The organism is Citrobacter sp. On2M, assembly GCF_018035235.1.
In the GTDB taxonomy this organism is placed as follows: Bacteria; Pseudomonadota; Gammaproteobacteria; order Enterobacterales; family Enterobacteriaceae; genus Citrobacter; species Citrobacter meridianamericanus.
Genome location: NZ_WPCV01000003.1, coordinates 161,149 through 179,564 on the forward strand (window position 1 = coordinate 161,149; position 18,416 = coordinate 179,564).

Below are 18,416 nucleotides of genomic sequence, written 5' to 3' on the forward strand. Positions count from 1 at the left end.
ATACATGGAGAAAATAAAGTGAAACAAAGCGCACTCGCTATTGCCCTGTTACCTTTGCTGTTTACCCCGGTTATTTATGCAGAATCATCTGCTATGCCGGTTCTGGATAATCGTGCCGCTCAGGGTGATATCACCACACCGGGCGGTGCCCGCCGATTGGCTGCCGATCAAACGGCGGCTTTGCGCGATTCTCTGAACGATAAACCTGCCAAAAATATTATTCTATTGATTGGTGATGGGATGGGTGACTCAGAAATAACGGCAGCACGAAATTATGCCGAAGGCGCAGGCGGCTTTTTTAAAGGTATTGATGCTTTACCGTTGACCGGACAATACACGCATTATGCGCTGGATAAAAAAACGGGCAAACCCGATTATGTGACGGATTCTGCGGCATCCGCCACGGCGTGGACCACCGGTGTGAAAACCTATAATGGTGCTCTGGGCGTGGATATCCACGAAAAAGATCACACCACAATTCTTGAAATGGCAAAAGCAGCGGGGCTGGCGACGGGCAACGTTTCTACCGCTGAATTGCAGGATGCGACTCCGGCAGCGCTGGTTGCTCATGTGACCTCGCGTAAGTGCTATGGCCCTGACGTGACCCGTGAAAAATGTCCAACTAATGCGCTGGAAAAAGGCGGCAAAGGGTCAATCACCGAACAATTACTCAATGCCAGGGCTGACGTTACGTTGGGTGGCGGGGCAAAAACGTTTGCGGAAACCGCAGCGGCAGGCGAATGGCAGGGTAAAACGTTGCGTGAACAAGCCCAGGCCCGCGGTTATCAACTGGTGAGTGATGCGGCTACGCTGGCGGCGATTACTGAAGCTAATCAGGATAAACCGCTGCTGGGTCTGTTCTCTGACGGCAATATGCCGGTACGCTGGGAAGGACCGAAGGCATCTTATCATGGCAATCTGGATAAACCGGTTGTGACCTGTGCGCCAAATCCAAAGCGTAATGACAGTGTGCCGACGCTGGCGCAGATGACGGATAAAGCGATTGAACTGTTAAGCAAAAATGAGAAAGGTTTCTTCCTGCAAGTGGAAGGGGCGTCAATTGATAAACAGGACCACGCCGCCAACCCATGCGGACAGATTGGCGAAACGGTCGATCTGGACGAAGCGGTACAGCGCGCGCTTGCCTTTGCGAAGAAAGATGGCAACACCCTGGTAGTGGTAACCGCAGACCACGCGCATGCCAGCCAGATTGTCGCACCGGATACCAAAGCACCAGGCCTGACTCAGGCACTGAACACCAAAGATGGCGCGGTGATGGTTATTAGCTACGGTAACTCTGAAGAGGAATCTCAGGAGCACACTGGCAGCCAACTGCGAATTGCAGCCTACGGCCCGCATGCGGCGAATGTGGTTGGTTTGACCGACCAGACCGACCTGTTCTACACCATGAAAGCGGCGTTAGGACTGAAATAACCCGACGCCCGGCGGCAATACTTTTGCCGTCGGGTGGTATTTTTATCGTTAGCAGCCAAACTTACCTGTGTGTCGTCGTTCAGAAAAGGATGGTGCTATGAAAATTACATTATTAATGACGTTGCTTTTTGGTCTTATTTTTTTAACTACCGTCGGTGCTGCCGAGAAGACATTAACCCCGCAACAACAACGTATGACCACCTGCAATCAGCAGGCAACGGCGCAGACCTTAAAAGGGGATGCGCGTAAGACGTATATGAGTGATTGCCTGAAAAACAGTAAATCTGCGCCTGAGGAAAAGAGCCTGACGCCGCAGCAGCAGAAAATGCGTGAATGCAACGTCAAGGCGACGGAGCAGTCCCTGAAAGGTGATGATCGTAATAAATTTATGAGCGCTTGCCTGAAAAAATCTGCGTAGCACTTACGGGTGAGCAGGTAAAATCGCTCACCCGAAATATCATACTTCCGCCGCCAGACCCCTTCCTATAATTTGGGAAATTTGTTTCAGAATATTCCCAAATACGATGAATGATGAAAACTTTTATCAAAAGAAGGTCGTCCCGAATGACGCGTTTTTATCGCTTCATCAGAATGACCACCAGCGCTCCGGTCTGCGATTCGCCCGACGGATCAGGCTGCCGCGAGCGGTGGGATTGGGGGGAATGTTTTTATCTATCGCGTCGGTACTCGTTACTCAGCCCATTACCGGTGGCTGGTGGCTGTTACTGGTGGGATGGGCGTTTGTCTGGCCGCATCTGGCCTGGCAGCTGGCAAGCAAAGCTGACGATCCTCTGCATAGTGAATTTACCAACTTAAAAGCTGATGCCATTCTTGCCGGTATGTGGATAGGAATTATGGGAGTGAATCTGTTGCCATCCACGGCGCTGCTGATGATTACCTGCATCAACCTGATGGGTGCAGGGGGGATGCGAATATTCATTGCAGGCGCTGTTTTGATGGTGGTTTCATGCCTGGTGACGTTACAGTTAACCGATATCTCCGTCGCGTTTAGCAGTACTCAACTTAGCGTGCTATTGACGCTGCCGGTGCTGGTGATCTATCCGCTGATTTTTGCCTGGGTAAGTTATCAAACGGTCATCAAACTGGCGGAGCATAAGCGCCGCTTACAGGTGATGAGTACGCGAGATGGCATGACCGGAGTGTATAACCGTCGTCATTGGGAGCTGTTACTGCGTAATGAATTTGATAATTGTCGCCGCTACCAGCGTGACGCCACGTTACTGATTATCGATATTGACCATTTCAAAAGCATTAATGATACCTGGGGTCATGACGTTGGGGACCAGGCGATTGTCGCGCTGACCCGCCAGTTGCAAATGACCTTACGCGGTAGCGATGTGATAGGGCGCTTTGGTGGTGATGAATTTGCAGTGATTATGTGTGGTACGCCGGCAACCAGCGCGATAGCAGCGATGTCTCGTGTGCACGAACGACTTAGCCACTTGCGTTTATCCTGCGCGCCACAGGTTGCCCTGCGTATTAGCGTGGGCGTTGCGCCGCTGACCTCAGAAACCGAGCATTATCGGGAATGGTTAAAGTCGGCGGATATGGCTCTTTACAAAGCAAAGAATTCCGGACGTAACCGCACTGAAGCGGCGGCCTGACGTCCGGAGGTGTTGACTCAGGAGCGGCTGAGTTTTTCAGACTGTTCCATGCACTTAATCATCGCTTCGATCACTGCTGAACGGAAACCGCGTTCTTCAAGGACGCGTACCGCTTCAATGGTGGTTCCACCAGGCGAGCACACCATATCTTTCAGCTCTCCGGGATGTTTACCCGTTTCCAGCACCATCTTCGCCGAACCCATTACCGCTTGTGCCGCGAATTTATAAGCCTGTGCGCGAGGCATGCCGCCTTGTACGGCGGCGTCCGCCATTGCTTCGATAAACATAAAGACATAGGCCGGTGCTGAACCGCTGACGCCAACAACCGGGTGAATCATTGCCTCCGCAATGACTTCTGCTTCGCCAAAGCAGCGGAAGATATTCAGCACGTCGGCCGTATCTTCCGGCGTGACTAAAGCGTTCGGTGTGACGGAGGTCATTCCCGCGTTCACCAGAGACGGCGTGTTTGGCATCGCGCGAATGATTTTACGGTCATGGCCCAGCGCACGGGCGAGTTGATCGAGGGTGACGCCTGCGGCAATTGAGACGACCAGAGAGTCTTTGTTCAGGCTGGAGGTAATTTCGCTCAGCACCTTAATCATGATGCCTGGTTTTACGGCCCCAAATACGATATCGGCGATTTGTGCGACTTCTTGTGCAGACTGCGCCGCATTAATACCGTACTGGTCGTGCAACGCAGCGACTTTATCGGGGGAGGGAGTATAGACCCAGATTTGGCCGGGGAGAACCTGGCCGCTGGCGATCATGCCGCCAAGTATCGCTTTGCCCATATTACCGCAGCCGATAAAACCAATTTTCTTGTCCATTTGTCACTCCCTATGGATGATATTCATTGTTTTATACCCTAATTACTTCAAGTAACTTGAATTATTTAAGGTAAACCGGGGAAAGCTAAGTCTAGCGCGGAAAGAATATGTGCAGAAGGATAAACAGCACTTTGCCTGAAAGTAAAAGCACGCGACAATGTGCGATTGCACATCAGTGGGAGAGGTTATGACAATATGGGTGGATGCCGATGCGTGTCCGAATGTGATCAAAGACATTTTGTACCGCGCTTCAGAGCGCATGCAAATGCCGCTTATTTTGGTAGCGAACCAAAGCCTGCGCGTCCCTGCTTCGCGTCTTATCCGTACACTACGCGTTCCCCCCGGATTTGACGTGGCGGATAACGAGATTGTGCGCCAGTGTAGCGCCGGTGATTTAGTGATCACGGCGGATATCCCGTTGGCGGCAGAAGTGATTGAAAAAGGTGCGGCGGCGCTTAATCCACGCGGCGAACGTTATACCGTAGCCACGATCCGTGAGCGTCTGATGATGCGTGATTTTATGGATACGCTACGCGCCAGCGGTATTCAGACCGGGGGACCAGACAGCCTTTCCCCTCGTGACAGGCAGCATTTTGCGGCTGAACTTGATAAGTGGTGGCTGGAAGTACAGCGGAGAAAATAAAATGTGTAATTTATTATTTACACTACATTCGTTGTGAATTCTTGTTATAGTGGGTTTTAATAGGTATCGCCACTCTATCTGTAATTTAATCTTTACGAATTGGTGATGTACTAGTTTGATGATATGATTAGATCTTTAACCGCATCAGATCCCGCTCGTTTGCGGTTCTCTGGGGAATTTCTGTGATGACGCAACCTCTATTTCTTGTTGGCCCCCGGGGGTGTGGTAAGACAACTACCGGTATGGCGCTGGCGAAGGCTATCGATTTCCAGTTTGTCGATACCGATCGCTGGTTGCAATCGCACGTGCAGATGACCGTGGCGGAGATCGTTGAAAGAGAAGGATGGGAAGGGTTTCGTGCCCAGGAGACGACCGCGCTGCAGGCCGTCACAGCCCCGGCAACGGTTATTGCGACCGGCGGCGGCATTATTCTTACCGAATTTAATCGTCACTACATGCGCAGCCACGGCGTGGTTATCTATTTAAGCGCATCGGTATCGGTACTGGTCGATCGTCTGGAGGCCACGCCTGAAGAGGGCTTGCGTCCAACCTTAACCGGTAAACCTCTGACTGAGGAAGTGCAGGAGGTTCTCGCCCAGCGCGATGTTTTGTATCGTGAGGTAGCGCACTATATCGTTGATGCCACCAATGAACCTGCGCAGGTGGTGGAAGACATTCTTGGGATACTGGCGCAGGCAGCACCACGGTTACAGGGCGGTGTCTATACTTAGTGTTCATCCAGTGAAAAGGAAGAACTATGCCGACAAAACCACCTTACCCACGTCAAGCGACCATTGTTACGGTTGAAAAAGGGACGCCAGGCCAGACGGTAACCTGGTATCAACTTCGAGCCGATCACCCTAAACCGAATTCGTTGATCAGTGAGCACCCTTCTGCGCAGGAAGCCATGGATGCCAAAAAGCGCTACGAAGACCCCAATAAAACCTGATATAAGCACCGCCCGGGCACGTGTCTTAAAAGTGCCAGTACGGGCGTGCATCACATTTTTTTAAATTTCGCCGTGTACAGTCAAAATTGAAAATTAAACAATAACAATCCAGTACTGGAATGATTTGGAATCTTTACACAATACACCGCCGATCTACTGCTACGCTTTTGAGCATTTATAGTGCAGGTCAGCGCCCGGCAATTGTCCGGGATTTCACAGCAAAGTAAGAAGACGGTGGAGCAACAAATGAGTACGTCGTTGGCTATCCTCACGATTGGCGTGGTGCCAATGTGTGAGGTGTTACCGCTCCTGACGGAATATATCGATGAACAGCACATTACTCACCACAGCCTGCTGGGGCAGATGCGGCGAGAAGATGTGATGGCTGAATACGGGGTTTCGCCCGGTGACGAGCTATTATTAACGTTGCTCAGTGACCATCAACTTGCACATGTCTCACGTCAGAAGGTGGAGCGCTCCCTGCAAAGCATTGTAGAGGTGCTGGATAACCAGGGCTTTGACGTTATCCTGCTGATGAGTACCGCCTCAATCGCTCGTCTGACCGCACGCAATAGCATTTTGCTGGAGCCGTTACGGATTATCCCGCCACTGGTGGCCTCGATTGTTGATGGGCATCAGGTTGGGGTGATTGTCCCCGTCACCGAATTACTCAAAGCCCAGACGCAAAAATGGCAGGTGCTACAAACGCCGCCAGTGTATGCCGTGGCAAATCCGATCGACGGTAGCGAAGAACAATTGATTGATGCGGGGAAAGAACTGCTGGAGCAAGGTGCGGATGTGATCATGCTGGATTGCCTTGGGTTTAATCAACGCCACCGTGATCTACTGCAAAAATCGCTGGATGTCCCGGTACTTCTGTCCAATGTGCTAATTGCCCGACTGGCTTCGGAATTATTGACGTAATTTTGCGTGACAGGTGGAACGTCAGCCCCCTATATTGGTTGTTAACTTAATCACGAGACAGGGCCAGTTGTATGCTTCAAAGTAATGAATACTTTTCCGGCAAAGTAAAATCGATCGGTTTTACCAGCAGCAGTACTGGCCGCGCCAGTGTTGGCGTAATGGCTGAAGGTGAATATACCTTTGGTACTGCGGCGCCTGAAGAGATGACGGTCGTCAGTGGCGCACTGAACGTGTTGCTGCCAGGGGAAACAGAGTGGAAGGTGTATGCCACAGGGGACGTGTTTAACGTACCGGGCAACAGCGAGTTTCATCTGCAGGTGGCAGAACCAACGTCCTATCTTTGCCGCTATCTGTAAGCGTAAAAATAACGAATGGCGACACTGAGCCGCCATTCGGTAAATACGGCTTAGCGCTGTGCTTCGCCGCCTAATCCTTCCACCAGACTTTTAATCAGAGCAGCCAGTTCACCCGTCATCAGGATGAAATCGGCGTCAAAACGCTGAGCATAATCTTCGCGGTCGATATCTTCGTTCTGATCGCGCAGCTCGTCGCTAAACTTCAGACGCTTAATGGAGCCGTCATCACACATAACGAACTGAATGCGCTGCTGCCAGTCGAGGGCCAGTTTGGTGACCAGTTTGCCTGCTTCGATATGCACGGCGATTTCGTCGCAGACCAGATCCTGTTTTTTCGCGCGGATCACGCCGCCGTCTTCAAGGATCGCTTTCAGTTCGGCTTCGTCCAGCAACTGGAATCCTTGTGCCGTTGTGCCGGAGCGAACCCATTCAGTCAGCGTCAGCTCAATAGGGTTTTCCATCGTCAGCGGAACGACCGGCAGCGAACCGAGGCTCTTACGCAGTAGCGCCAGCGTATCTTCCGCTTTCTTCGCGCTCGCACAGTCGACCATGATCAGATCGTTGACGGTGTCGATCCACATCATTGTCTGGCTGAAGCGGCTAAAGGCGCGCGGCAGCAATGAGTGCAGAACTTCATCTTTCAGCGAGTCTTTTTCAGTCTTCTTGAGTTTGCGACCTTGCTCAGCTTCCAGTTTGAATATTTTGGCTTCCAGCGCCTGTTTGATAACCGGCGACGGCAGAATTTTTTCTTCTTTGCGGGCGCAGATAATAATTTGGCCATTGGCGGTATGCGTTAATGCATCACTGTGCGATCCCATCGGCGGAACCCAGCCCATTTTTGCCATATCCTGGCTACCGCAAGGGGTGAACGTCATTGATGCCAGCTGTTTTTCCATCTCTTCGGCACGCAAAGAAACATCGCGGCTAAGACGGTAAACCATTAAATTTTTGAACCACAGCATGATAATTTCCACGGCCTTGTCGTTAAATCCAGCGGGCATGATAGCGAATTGTCGCTATGCTTGCATTGTTAATCGGGAAGAGGAGCAAACAGTGCGTATAGGTATCGATTTGGGCGGTACAAAAACGGAAGTTATCGCGCTTGGCGATGCGGGCGAACAGCTTTTTCGCCATCGCCTGCCTACGCCGCGTGATGATTATCGGCAAACGATAGAAACCATCGCCGCGCTGGTGGAGATGGCGGAAAAAGCCACCGGGCAGACGGGAAGCGTAGGGATGGGCATTCCCGGTTCAATATCGCCCTACACCAGAGTAGTGAAGAATGCCAACTCGACCTGGCTTAACGGGCAGCCTTTTGACAAAGACTTAAGTGCGCGTCTTAACCGCGAAGTGCGGCTGGCAAATGATGCCAACTGCCTGGCGGTTTCTGAAGCGGTGGATGGCGCAGCGGCGGGGGCGCAAACCGTGTTTGCGGTGATTATTGGCACCGGATGTGGTGCAGGCGTGGCGCTGAACGGCCGGGCGCACACGGGCGGCAACGGTACTGCGGGCGAGTGGGGACATAACCCACTGCCGTGGATGGACGAAGATGAGCTGCGTTATCGGCAGGAAGTACCTTGTTATTGCGGCAAGCAAGGCTGCATTGAAACCTTCATCTCCGGGACCGGTTTTGCCACCGATTACCAGCGTCTGAGTGGTAATCCGCTCAAGGGTAGTGAAATTATCAACCTTGTTAATGTGCGGGATGCGCTGGCAGAGCAGGCGCTAAGTCGTTATGAGCTTCGCCTGGCGAAATCATTGGCGCATGTAGTGAATATTCTTGATCCAGACGTCATTGTGCTGGGCGGCGGAATGAGCAATGTCGACAGGTTGTATCAAACCGTTCCGACGTTGATGAAGCAATTTGTTTTTGGCGGCGAGTGTGAAACGCCTGTACGCAAGGCGTTGCACGGTGACTCCAGCGGTGTACGCGGCGCAGCCTGGCTGTGGCCGCATATATAAACGGTTTCTATGTCGCGGGTGCAACCTGTTGTTGCACGCCGCGCTTCAGGCGACCATAGAGCAGCAGCGACGACATCGCAGAAAACGACAGCAGTGCCGCCGGCAGCGTCACGTAGTTGTAGGCAAATCCCAGCGTCAGCATCATGCCCCCGCAGTACGCGCCAATCGCGCTGCCGAGATTAAAGGCAATTTGCCCCCCAGCAGCACCCAGTAGCTCGCCCCCTTTAGCATTTTGCAGCAGCAAAATTTGCAGCGGTGCCGACAGGGCAAACAGACCCGCGCAGCAAATGAAAGCGAAGGTCAGCGACGCGGCTTTGATCCCGCCAAAAGCAAAGAGCAACAGCAAAGCCAGCACAATGACGAAGTCGGTTATTACCGCAATTCGCAGCGGCGTATAGCGGCCAGACAACCTACCGCTTAGCAGATTTCCCAACACCATTCCCAATCCCACCAGCATCATGATGAAAGTCATTAGCGCCTCGGGGAAGCCGGAGATGTACATCATGTACGGTTTGACGTAGCTGAACCAGGCGAAAACCCCGGCGTTACCAAACATGGTGGCGGAAAAGATGAGCCACGGGGCGGGGTTTTTTAAGAAGTGAAATTGCTCGCGCAGTTTCCCTTTTGCTTCATCGCTGATGTTGGGTACCCAAAACGCGACCGAGACTATCACCGCGATATTAAAAACGGCGATCAGCAGAAACGTGTAGCGCCAGCTAAATTCCTGACTCAACCAGGTGCCAACGGGAATGCCAATCAGATTAGCAACGGTCATTCCCGAAATCATGCCCGCGACGGCGGCGGTGACTTTTCCCGGACGAGCCAGCTTCGACAGGATAATAGCGCCAACGCCAAAAAATGCGCCATGTGGGAAGCCGGAAACCAGCCTGCCCACCGCCAGCATAAAATACGAGGAAGAGAGGGTGAAGATGGCGTTGCCAATTACGCACAGTGTGACCAGAAACAGCAAAATATGCTTGAGCGAAAAGCGATTGGAAAAGAGCGCAATAATGGGCGCGCCCAGCACCACGCCAAAGGCGTAAAACGAAATCATATGGCCAGCGGCAGGAATGGAAATTCCCACGTCCCGCGCCAGCTCAGTGAGGACACCCATGATACCAAACTCGGCCATGCCCAGCCCAAATGTTCCCAACGCTAAAGAGAAAATGACTTTTTTCATACCACCTGCCAACAAGAAAGACGCAGGATTTGCGCCATAGCGGCGAACGTTCGCTGCCAATCGGGATAGCTTGCGGATAAGCGAAGTGGAATGCCATTTCATATCCGTCCCTGAGTATGCAATATTGTGCTACATAGCGTGCTGGATAGCGCTGGCGCTTATCCAGCCTGTGAAATCATATCCGCGGGTCGATTACTCCACCGCAAAAATCTTGTCGAGCTTGCTGTAGCCCAGTCCGTTGATTTTTTTAACTTTGATTTGCACCGGTATACGTTCTTTCATCGCTTCAACGTGGCTGATGACGCCAATAGTCTTGCCGGTGGCGTTGAGTGCATCCAGCGCGTCAAGAGCGGTATCCAGCGTTTCGCTATCCAGCGTGCCGAAACCTTCGTCGAGGAACAGGGAGTCAATTCGCGTTTTGTGGCTTACCAGATCGGACAACGCCAGCGCCAGCGCCAGACTGACGAGGAAGCTCTCACCGCCTGAAAGCGTACGCGTGTCACGTACCGCATCGGCCTGCCAGGTATCTACCACTTCCAGCTCCAGCGCTTCGCTGGCCTTGCGCTGTAACAGATAGCGGCCGTGAAGACGGGTTAGCTGGTTGTTGGCAAGCCAGACCAGATTATCCAGCGTTAGCCCCTGGGCGAACTTGCGGAATTTATCCCCCTCTTTTGAGCCGATCAGGGCATTCAGATAGCCCCAGTCTTCGACCTGTTGTGCGACCCTTTCAATCTCCAGCATCAGCGTCTGCTGCTGTTGGCGGTTGTCTGCATCCTGTTTGAGCTGCTGGCGAATTTCACCCTGACGCGTGGTGTTATCCCGTAACTGCTGGGTGAGCTGCGCCAGCGCGTCGTGCAGATGCTGCGCCGTCAGCGTGAGATCCACTTCTGTTGGTTGCTGCTGTTGATGAGCCGCCAGCGCTTGCTGGGCCTGATTAAGCAGCGTTTGCGCCTGCTGTCGCTGGCCTTCCAGTGATTGCTTTAACTGCTCCAGGCGGTTAAAGGTCTCTTCGTCCAGCAGGGCGGCAATAAAGGCGTCGCGATCGGCAAAGATGCTGGCCTGCAATGCGGCATCAAACTGTGCCTGGATTTCCGCAGCGCGCTGAACGTCCTGCGCCTCCTGCTGTTGCAACGTTTGCCACTGTCCCTTTAAAGAGAGGCAATCGTCGTGCACCTGCCGCCAGTTTTCCAGCGACAGATCCTCAGTGCTTTCAGATAGCGCCTCGGTTTCTGGCAGTGTTTCCAGCAGCGGAGCAAGCTGGGCTATTTGGGCCTGTAAAGCGGCCAGTTCGTTCTGGCGCTGTTGCCAAATTTGCGCTTCGTTCGCCCGTTCGCTCAGCCATGAGGCGACGTCATCCTCGGCAGGCAGGACAAGACCATGGCGTGCCAGCTCGGTGGTTAGCGTCGCCTGTCGCTGGTCAATATGTTGCTGGAGCTGAGTAATCTGTTCCGTATGCGCGGTGATTTGCGCCTGCAAGGTATGACGCAGGCTCAGCTGGTGAAGCTGCTGCTCGTGTTCTTCCTGAGCGGCAAGCCATGGGACGATATCATCTTGAGGTTGCAGCGTTATGTTGAGGCTGGCGGTGACCGTCTGCCATTCCAAAGTAAGCGCTTGCTCCTCCTGAGAAAGCGTCTGTACTTCGCGTTCATCTCGCTGAAGCTGCTGAGTTATTGCTTCGAGCTGACCGCGTAGCGTTGACCCTTCATCGGCCAGCGCCTTGACCTCTTTTTCCAGTGCTTCACGTCGCGTCTGATTCACGCTCAGTTCGAGCGTGTGATAGCGTTCAATTGCCGGATGAGCGGTCGAGCCGCAAAGCGGGCAAGGCATGCCGGATTGCAACAATGCCCGTTGGCTTTCCAGATCTTTGATGCGGGCTTCTTGCTCGCAAATGACTCTCACATCAGTAAGTTGCTGATTTTTATCTTTATAGCGCTGACGTTTTTCGGCTAATACCACGTTACGTTGCGTCAGCTCTTGCTGACGCTGCACAAGCGTGGTGCGTAACTGCGCCAGTTGCTTTTGCTTCGGTGCAATTTGCCCGTGCAGATTGCTCAACCGCTGGCGTAATGGGCGAAGCTGCGCATGCTGCGCCAGCGCCGTCGCTACCTCTTGCGGCGAAAGAGTCAGCGAGGGTTGCGTCAGCGCATCGAGCTTGCGCGTATCGTTCTCCCGTAGCTGCTGCCACTGGCGCAGTTGGGTTCTGGCGTCGGACTGCTGGGCCAGAAGCGCTTTCCATCCTGCCAGTTCGCTACTCCATAAGCGGAAGTTTTCATGCTCCTTCAGCCAGTCGGTTAACGTTTGTTGTCCGGCGAGCATGGCGGCTGACTGCGTTTGCGCCTGCTGACGAATACGACCGCGCAGCGCTAAGCTGCTTTGTAAGCGAGCATTTACTTCCTGAATCTTCTGTCTTGTGCGGTCAATAGTAGCCGTTTGTTCCTGGATTCGCTCCCAGTGCGGACGTAACGCTCTGGCTGGCAGTGCCAGGCTCAGTACTGCCAGCTGCGGCTGCGCATCTTCTTGCGCCTGAAGCACTGCCTGTAATGCCTGCTGGTGACGGTTTAAATCCGCCTGTAGCTCATTTTGCCGAATGAGCCAGTTGAGGTGCTGTTGCTGGGCTTGCTGGCTGGTAAGGTATTGTTTTTCTTCGTCAGTAAGTGCCTGCAAACTTTCCGTCAGGGACTGTACCTGCTCTGGCGCTAACAGCGCCACGCCGCTGGCCTGGGCCTGCAGTTTTTCCAGCTCCGTGCGCGCTGATTTGTGCTTTTCAAATACCATCGCCGAAATCTGTCCGTAGATCTCGGTGCCGGTCAGCTCTTCCAGCAGTTCGGCGCGCTCTTTCGGTTTGGCATTGAGAAATGCGGCAAACTGCCCCTGTGACAGCAGCATCGAGCGGGTAAAACGGCCGTAATCCAGCCCGGTAAGCTCGGCGGTCATCTCCAGTTTGTCTTTGACTTTATCGGCGAGGATTTTTCCGTCGGCGCAGCGGGCCAGCTCTACGCGCGGAACCTGCAGATTGCCCTCTGGCTGATTACGCGCCCGGTTCTGGCTCCAGAATGCGCGGTAGGCTTCGCCTCGCACCTCAAATTCCACCTCGGCCAGACACTCTGCGGTGTCGCGGGTCATCAGGTCGTTTTGCGACTGTGACACGGTATTCAGGCGAGGCGTTTCGTGGTACAGCGCAAGGCAAATTGCGTCCAGCAGGGTGGTTTTTCCCGCGCCCGTGGGCCCGGTGATGGCGAACAGCCCGTTGCTGGCAAAAGGTTCTGCCGTGAAATCGACTTTCCATTCTCCCTTCAGGGAGTTGAGATTTTTCAGGCGCAGGCTGAGTATTTTCATGCTTCAGCCTCCCCCGCAAGCGTCTGTACGGTTGCGCTAAACAGCTGATTAAGCCGCTCGCGCTGCGGTTCTTCGAGTTCTTCCAGCGCCAGGCGGCGGTCAAAAACCTCCGCCACGCTCAGCTCGCTTAATGTTTCACGACGTTCATTGGCCATAATACGTTCGCGCTGTTCCCGACTGCGGCGCACCAGTAACACCTCTACCGGTAAATCTTCGGTCAAGGCCTGGATTTTACGCTGCATATCATGCAGATAGTCATCGGTGGTAATTTCAATATCCAGCCACACCGGCGGCTCTTGCTGTACGTTGCGCCACTGTTCAAGCTGGGCGGTTATGGCGGCTAGATCGCCTTTCAGTACCGCAAGTTGCTGCGTGATCGGTACGGTGATATTTTCAACGGCGCTGAGTTTCCCGGCATCAAAGCTCACCAGATGCACGCATTTGTTTTTGCCGCACTCGTCAAAACTGAGCGCAATCGGCGAGCCGCAGTAGCGAATATGCTCTGTGCCACCAATAACCTGCGCCCGGTGAATATGGCCCAGCGCGATGTAGTCCGCCGGAGGGAAGTTTTGCGCCGGGAAGGCGTCCAGCGTACCGATATAAATCTCACGGACGGCGTCACTTTTACTGGCGCCGACAGTGGTCAAATGCCCGGTCGCAATGATGGGCAGATTCTGGTCACCACGTAGCGTGCAGGCGTCCTGATACTGCTGCTGGTAATAGTCGGTGATGGCTGACAGCAAATGCTGCTGTTTCTCTTGTCCGGTCAGCCCCGCCTGGCTGGTTATGATGTCGCGCGGACGTAAGAAAGGAACCGGGCACAGGATCGCCCCCGGCGTGCCGTCACGTTGCAGCAGAACCTGCGGCGCATGACCGGCGCTGGCAACGACTGTGGTGTTGAGAAACGCCAGAATATCGCGGGACTCATTGAGTGTGGCGACGGAGTCGTGGTTGCCTGCCAGTACCACCAGATGACAGCCGGTTTGCTGCAGATTAACGACAAAACGGTTATACAGCTCACGGGCATAGCTTGGCGGTGAGCCGGTATCAAAAATATCGCCTGCCACAATAATGGCATCCACCTGATGGGATTGTGCCGTTTCCAGCAGCCAGTCGAGAAAGGCCTGATGTTCAGCGGCGCGGCTCTTGCTGTAGAAATTTTGGCCCAGATGCCAGTCAGACGTGTGAAGGATGCGCATAAGAGTTCCATGACGATAAAACAATGGCGGGGATTATAACCCTGCATGGGAGAGAATATCTTGTCTCCGGGCTGTCATAATTCAATGGCCTGCGTTAAACCTGGATGATCTTTTCATAAATCTGTCATAAATCTGACGCATAATGACGCCGTATTGATACTGATGATGACAAGCAACTAATAACAGGGCAAATCATGGCGAGACGTATTCTGGTCGTAGAAGATGAAGCTCCAATTCGTGAAATGGTCTGCTTCGTGCTCGAGCAAAACGGTTTTCAACCCGTAGAAGCCGAAGACTATGACAGTGCTGTGAACCAACTCAATGAACCCTGGCCGGACCTCGTCCTGCTTGACTGGATGCTTCCCGGTGGCTCGGGTCTACAGTTTATTAAACATCTCAAGCGTGAAGCGATGACGCGGGACATCCCGGTGATGATGCTGACGGCGAGGGGAGAAGAGGAAGACCGCGTTCGTGGTCTGGAAACCGGCGCGGATGACTATATTACCAAACCGTTTTCTCCTAAGGAGCTGGTGGCGCGTATTAAAGCTGTTTTGCGTCGTATTTCGCCGATGGCAGTGGAAGAGGTTATTGAGATGCAGGGGCTAAGCCTTGATCCCACCTCGCATCGCGTGATGACTGGTGATGATCCGCTGGATATGGGGCCGACCGAATTCAAGCTGTTGCACTTCTTTATGACTCACCCAGAGCGTGTCTACAGCCGCGAGCAACTCCTCAATCATGTCTGGGGAACCAATGTATACGTGGAAGACCGGACTGTCGATGTGCATATCCGCCGCTTACGTAAGGCGCTGGAGCACAGCGGGCACGATCGTATGGTGCAGACGGTTCGCGGAACGGGATATCGTTTTTCGACCCGCTTCTGACTGACAAGAATCAGGGCCTGAAGGATTAGGCCGTTTAGGGAGTAAGGCGTTTGCTAGAACGATTGTCATGGAAAAGGTTGGTACTGGAGCTGATCCTGTGCTGCATACCGGCATTTATCCTTAGTGCTTTTTTTGGTTACCTGCCCTGGTTTTTACTGGCGTCGGTAACGGGCCTGCTTATCTGGCATTTCTGGAATTTATTACGTTTGTCCTGGTGGCTATGGGTCGACAGAAGTATGACGCCCCCGCCGGGGCGCGGCAGTTGGGAACCGCTGCTGCATGGACTGCATCAAATGCAGTTGCGCAACAAAAAGCGCCGTCGTGAACTGGGTAATCTGATTAAGCGCTTTCGCAGCGGGGCGGAATCGCTACCCGACGCAGTGGTGCTAACCACCGAAGAAGGCGGTATTTTCTGGTGTAACGGACTGGCTCAGCAGGTTCTTGGACTGCGCTGGCCGGACGATAGCGGGCAAAATATTCTTAACCTGCTGCGCTACCCGGAATTCACACAATATTTGAAAACGCGCGATTTTAGCCGGCCCATCAATCTGGTGCTCAATACCGGACGGCATCTGGAAATTCGCGTAATGCCCTATACCGATAAGCAATTGCTGATGGTGGCGCGCGACGTTACCCAGATGCATCAACTGGAAGGTTCACGACGTAACTTTTTCGCCAATGCCAGCCATGAACTGCGTACCCCGCTGACGGTGCTGCAAGGCTATCTGGAAATGATGCAGGAGCATCCGTTAGAAGGGACAACGCGCGAAAAAGCGCTGCATACCATGCGTGAACAAACGTACCGGATGGAAGGGTTAGTGAAGCAACTGCTAACGCTGTCAAAAATTGAGGCTGCGCCAGCGCTGCAATTGAATGAGAAGGTCGATGTGCCCATGATGCTGCGCGTGGTTGAGCACGAAGCGCAAACGCTGAGCCAGCACAAACATACGTTTACTTTTGATGTTGATAACAGCCTGAATGTGCGGGGTAACGAGGAGCAGTTGCGTAGCGCTATCTCGAATCTCGTCTATAACGCGGTGAACCATACGCCTGCGGGAACGCACATTACCGTACGCTGGCAGCATGTGCCTTCGGGGGCGGAATTTTGTGTGGAAGACAACGGTCCAGGCATTGCCGCCGAGCATATTCCACGCCTGACCGAGCGTTTTTATCGCGTAGACAAGGCGCGATCGCGGCAAACGGGCGGGAGCGGACTCGGGCTGGCCATCGTGAAGCATGCCTTGCATCATCACGACAGCCGTTTGAATATCGACAGCGAACCCGGCAAAGGGACGCGATTTAGTTTCGTGATCCCGGAACGTTTAATTGCCAAAAATAACGGTTAAGGCGTATTCGTAAGATAATCTTTCCAAAAGCCAGCGTAAGCTGGCTTTTTCTATATGGTCAATATAAGTATCCTGAATTTTACGACGTTTGGTTGTTTTTTGTTCGAACTATTACCCATACCTTTTTCCATGAAATGGTGTTTTGTGCTAACCCTATTTTTCATATCGCTATATTGTTCTGGTTTTTGGATCCCACCTTGCTTTAAAACGTTATAAGCGTTTAAATTGCGCTCCAGGTGCTGTCATACCGACTGCATTTACGCGGTAAATCGAAAAACTATTCTTCGCCGCGCCAGGTCGGGAGTGTTTCCCGCTGGAATTGAGCAAAAATGCCGCTGTATTGTCCCCCAGGGAAAGGCAAAAATTTACTATTTTCAACACCACATCCACAGGCAGTAAGACTTTATGACCCATCAGTTAAAATCGCGCGATATTATCGCTTTGGGATTTATGACATTTGCACTGTTCGTTGGTGCAGGTAACATTATCTTCCCCCCAATGGTTGGTTTGCAGGCAGGTGAACACGTCTGGACTGCGGCTTTTGGCTTTTTGATTACCGCCGTGGGTCTGCCGGTGCTTACCGTTGTCGCACTGGCGAAAGTCGGTGGCGGTGTGGACCGACTGAGCACGCCTATTGGTAAAGTCGCTGGACTGCTGCTGGCGACCGTTTGCTATCTGGCTGTTGGGCCGTTATTTGCTACCCCGCGTACCGCGACGGTCTCTTTCGAAGTCGGGATTGCACCGCTGACCGGTGACTCCGCACTGCCACTGCTTATCTACAGCGTGGTCTACTTCGCGATTGTGATTCTGGTTTCGCTGTATCCCGGCAAACTGCTGGATACGGTGGGTAATTTCCTGGCACCGCTGAAAATTCTGGCGCTGGTGGTTCTGTCTGTCGCCGCAATCGTCTGGCCAGCAGGTCCGATCAGCAATGCGATGGAAGCCTATCAAACTGCGGCGTTTTCTAATGGCTTCGTGAACGGGTATCTGACCATGGATACGCTGGGCGCGATGGTCTTTGGTATTGTTATCGTTAACGCCGCTCGCTCGCGTGGCGTTACAGAAGCGCGTCTGCTGACCCGTTACACCGTTTGGGCGGGTTTGATGGCGGGCGTGGGCTTAACGCTGTTGTATCTCGCGCTGTTCCGTCTGGGTTCAGATAGCGCGATTCTGGTCGATCAGTCTGCTAACGGCGCGGCAATTTTGCATGCGTATGTTCAGCATACCTTCGGTGGTGCAGGGAGTTTCCTGCTGGCGGCGCTGATTTTTATCGCCTGTCTGGTCACCGCGGTTGGCCTGACCTGCGCATGCGCAGAGTTCTTTGCCCAGTATGTTCCACTGTCTTATCGTACGCTGGTATTCATCCTCGGCGGCTTCTCGATGGTGGTGTCTAACCTGGGACTGAGCCATCTGATTCAGATCTCTATTCCAGTGCTGACGGCCATCTATCCGCCATGTATCGCACTGGTTGTATTAAGTTTTACCCGCTCCTGGTGGCATAATTCTTCCCGCGTCATTGCACCTGCGATGTTTATCAGCCTGATTTTTGGTATCCTTGATGGCATTAAAGCTTCTGCAATTGGCGACGTGTTACCAGCCTGGACCCAGCGTTTACCGCTGGCGGAGCAGGGGCTGGCGTGGTTGATGCCAACAGTCGTGATGGTGGTCCTGGCCGTTATCTGGGATCGCGCGGCGGGTCGACAAGTGACCTCCAGCGCACACTAATATCACTGACAATAAGTTTTAACCAC

Annotated in this window: 17 protein-coding genes; 12 read left to right on the forward strand and 5 right to left on the reverse strand. The window is 53.2% G+C overall.

The genetic code is table 11. From position 1 onward, the window contains the following. Positions 1–18 precede the first annotated feature (18 nt). From phoA to adrA, 3 genes are all read left to right on the forward strand, one after another. Positions 19–1,434: an alkaline phosphatase gene (gene phoA / locus On2M_RS09340; RefSeq protein ID WP_187259354.1), complete on the forward strand. Its 1,416-nt coding sequence runs from the start codon at positions 19–21 to the stop codon at positions 1,432–1,434. A 97-nt stretch (positions 1,435–1,531) separates the two neighbouring features. Further along, positions 1,532–1,852: a phosphate starvation-inducible protein PsiF gene (gene psiF, locus On2M_RS09345; protein ID WP_003830956.1), complete on the forward strand. Its 321-nt coding sequence runs from the start codon at positions 1,532–1,534 to the stop codon at positions 1,850–1,852. 91 nt (positions 1,853–1,943) lie between these two features. Continuing rightward, on the forward strand, positions 1,944–3,059 hold the full coding sequence (adrA, locus tag On2M_RS09350; RefSeq protein WP_187259458.1) for a diguanylate cyclase AdrA: 1,116 nt from the start codon (positions 1,944–1,946) through the stop codon (positions 3,057–3,059). A gap of 17 nt (positions 3,060–3,076) precedes the next feature. Here the strand turns inward: adrA and proC are convergent, their stop codons facing one another. Continuing rightward, positions 3,077–3,886, reverse strand: a complete 810-nt coding sequence (proC, locus tag On2M_RS09355; RefSeq protein WP_151218591.1) for a pyrroline-5-carboxylate reductase — start codon at positions 3,884–3,886, stop codon at positions 3,077–3,079. Positions 3,887–4,073: 187 nt separating this feature from the next. Between proC and On2M_RS09360 the strand changes: the two genes are divergently transcribed. The 5 genes from On2M_RS09360 (at position 4,074) to ppnP (ending at position 6,758) form a co-directional block, all read left to right on the forward strand. Then, entirely contained in the window at positions 4,074–4,529 is a 456-nt protein-coding gene (locus On2M_RS09360; protein ID WP_151218592.1) for a YaiI/YqxD family protein, read from the forward strand. A gap of 185 nt (positions 4,530–4,714) precedes the next feature. Then, positions 4,715–5,260, forward strand: a complete 546-nt coding sequence (gene aroL, locus On2M_RS09365; RefSeq protein ID WP_151218593.1) for a shikimate kinase AroL — start codon at positions 4,715–4,717, stop codon at positions 5,258–5,260. A 26-nt stretch (positions 5,261–5,286) separates the two neighbouring features. Continuing rightward, entirely contained in the window at positions 5,287–5,478 is a 192-nt protein-coding gene (gene yaiA, locus On2M_RS09370; RefSeq protein ID WP_151218594.1) for a protein YaiA, read from the forward strand. A gap of 246 nt (positions 5,479–5,724) precedes the next feature. Beyond that, entirely contained in the window at positions 5,725–6,402 is a 678-nt protein-coding gene (locus tag On2M_RS09375; protein WP_151218595.1) for an AroM family protein, read from the forward strand. 71 nt (positions 6,403–6,473) lie between these two features. Then, a complete protein-coding gene (gene ppnP / locus On2M_RS09380; protein WP_151218596.1) occupies positions 6,474–6,758 on the forward strand; it encodes a pyrimidine/purine nucleoside phosphorylase in 285 nt (94 codons plus the stop codon). A gap of 50 nt (positions 6,759–6,808) precedes the next feature. On the opposite strand, the gene rdgC is transcribed toward ppnP, so the two are convergent. Then, positions 6,809–7,720, reverse strand: coding sequence for a recombination-associated protein RdgC (gene rdgC / locus On2M_RS09385; protein ID WP_003021479.1), 912 nt, complete (start codon positions 7,718–7,720; stop codon positions 6,809–6,811). A gap of 91 nt (positions 7,721–7,811) precedes the next feature. On the opposite strand from rdgC, the gene mak reads away from it, so the two are divergent. Beyond that, the gene (gene mak / locus On2M_RS09390) at positions 7,812–8,720 is read left to right on the forward strand and encodes a fructokinase (protein WP_151224844.1); all 909 of its coding nucleotides are present in this window, start codon (positions 7,812–7,814) and stop codon (positions 8,718–8,720) included. A 7-nt stretch (positions 8,721–8,727) separates the two neighbouring features. On the opposite strand, the gene araJ is transcribed toward mak, so the two are convergent. The 3 genes from araJ to sbcD all read right to left on the reverse strand — a co-directional run bounded on the left by araJ (position 8,728) and on the right by sbcD (position 14,435). Then, the gene (gene araJ, locus On2M_RS09395) at positions 8,728–9,900 is read right to left on the reverse strand and encodes an MFS transporter AraJ (protein ID WP_187253030.1); all 1,173 of its coding nucleotides are present in this window, start codon (positions 9,898–9,900) and stop codon (positions 8,728–8,730) included. A 192-nt stretch (positions 9,901–10,092) separates the two neighbouring features. Further along, positions 10,093–13,236 (reverse strand): exonuclease subunit SbcC, encoded by a 3,144-nt coding sequence (gene sbcC, locus On2M_RS09400; protein WP_210904707.1) that lies wholly within the window; start codon positions 13,234–13,236, stop codon positions 10,093–10,095. After that, a complete protein-coding gene (sbcD, locus tag On2M_RS09405; RefSeq protein WP_151218599.1) occupies positions 13,233–14,435 on the reverse strand; it encodes an exonuclease subunit SbcD in 1,203 nt (400 codons plus the stop codon). Before sbcD ends, sbcC begins: the two co-directional genes overlap by 4 nt. A 194-nt stretch (positions 14,436–14,629) precedes the next feature. Between sbcD and phoB the strand changes: the two genes are divergently transcribed. From phoB to brnQ, 3 genes are all read left to right on the forward strand, one after another. Continuing rightward, positions 14,630–15,319, forward strand: coding sequence for a phosphate response regulator transcription factor PhoB (gene phoB / locus On2M_RS09410; RefSeq protein WP_151218600.1), 690 nt, complete (start codon positions 14,630–14,632; stop codon positions 15,317–15,319). A gap of 50 nt (positions 15,320–15,369) precedes the next feature. Further along, the gene (phoR, locus tag On2M_RS09415; protein ID WP_187252930.1) at positions 15,370–16,665 is read left to right on the forward strand and encodes a phosphate regulon sensor histidine kinase PhoR; all 1,296 of its coding nucleotides are present in this window, start codon (positions 15,370–15,372) and stop codon (positions 16,663–16,665) included. A 405-nt stretch (positions 16,666–17,070) separates the two neighbouring features. After that, a complete protein-coding gene (brnQ, locus tag On2M_RS09420; RefSeq protein WP_016152017.1) occupies positions 17,071–18,390 on the forward strand; it encodes a branched-chain amino acid transporter carrier protein BrnQ in 1,320 nt (439 codons plus the stop codon). The last annotated feature ends 26 nt before the right edge of the window (positions 18,391–18,416 follow it).

Coding starts and splice junctions, on each gene's coding strand:
- psiF (WP_003830956.1), top strand. CDS start 1,532: ATGAAAATTACATTATTAATGACGTTGCTTTTTGGTCTTATTTTTTTA.
- proC (WP_151218591.1), bottom strand. CDS start 3,886: ATGGACAAGAAAATTGGTTTTATCGGCTGCGGTAATATGGGCAAAGCG.
- On2M_RS09360 (WP_151218592.1), top strand. CDS start 4,074: ATGACAATATGGGTGGATGCCGATGCGTGTCCGAATGTGATCAAAGAC.
- aroL (WP_151218593.1), top strand. CDS start 4,715: ATGACGCAACCTCTATTTCTTGTTGGCCCCCGGGGGTGTGGTAAGACA.
- yaiA (WP_151218594.1), top strand. CDS start 5,287: ATGCCGACAAAACCACCTTACCCACGTCAAGCGACCATTGTTACGGTT.
- On2M_RS09375 (WP_151218595.1), top strand. CDS start 5,725: ATGAGTACGTCGTTGGCTATCCTCACGATTGGCGTGGTGCCAATGTGT.
- ppnP (WP_151218596.1), top strand. CDS start 6,474: ATGCTTCAAAGTAATGAATACTTTTCCGGCAAAGTAAAATCGATCGGT.
- rdgC (WP_003021479.1), bottom strand. CDS start 7,720: ATGCTGTGGTTCAAAAATTTAATGGTTTACCGTCTTAGCCGCGATGTT.
- araJ (WP_187253030.1), bottom strand. CDS start 9,900: ATGAAAAAAGTCATTTTCTCTTTAGCGTTGGGAACATTTGGGCTGGGC.
- sbcC (WP_210904707.1), bottom strand. CDS start 13,236: ATGAAAATACTCAGCCTGCGCCTGAAAAATCTCAACTCCCTGAAGGGA.
- sbcD (WP_151218599.1), bottom strand. CDS start 14,435: ATGCGCATCCTTCACACGTCTGACTGGCATCTGGGCCAAAATTTCTAC.
- phoB (WP_151218600.1), top strand. CDS start 14,630: ATGGCGAGACGTATTCTGGTCGTAGAAGATGAAGCTCCAATTCGTGAA.
- brnQ (WP_016152017.1), top strand. CDS start 17,071: ATGACCCATCAGTTAAAATCGCGCGATATTATCGCTTTGGGATTTATG.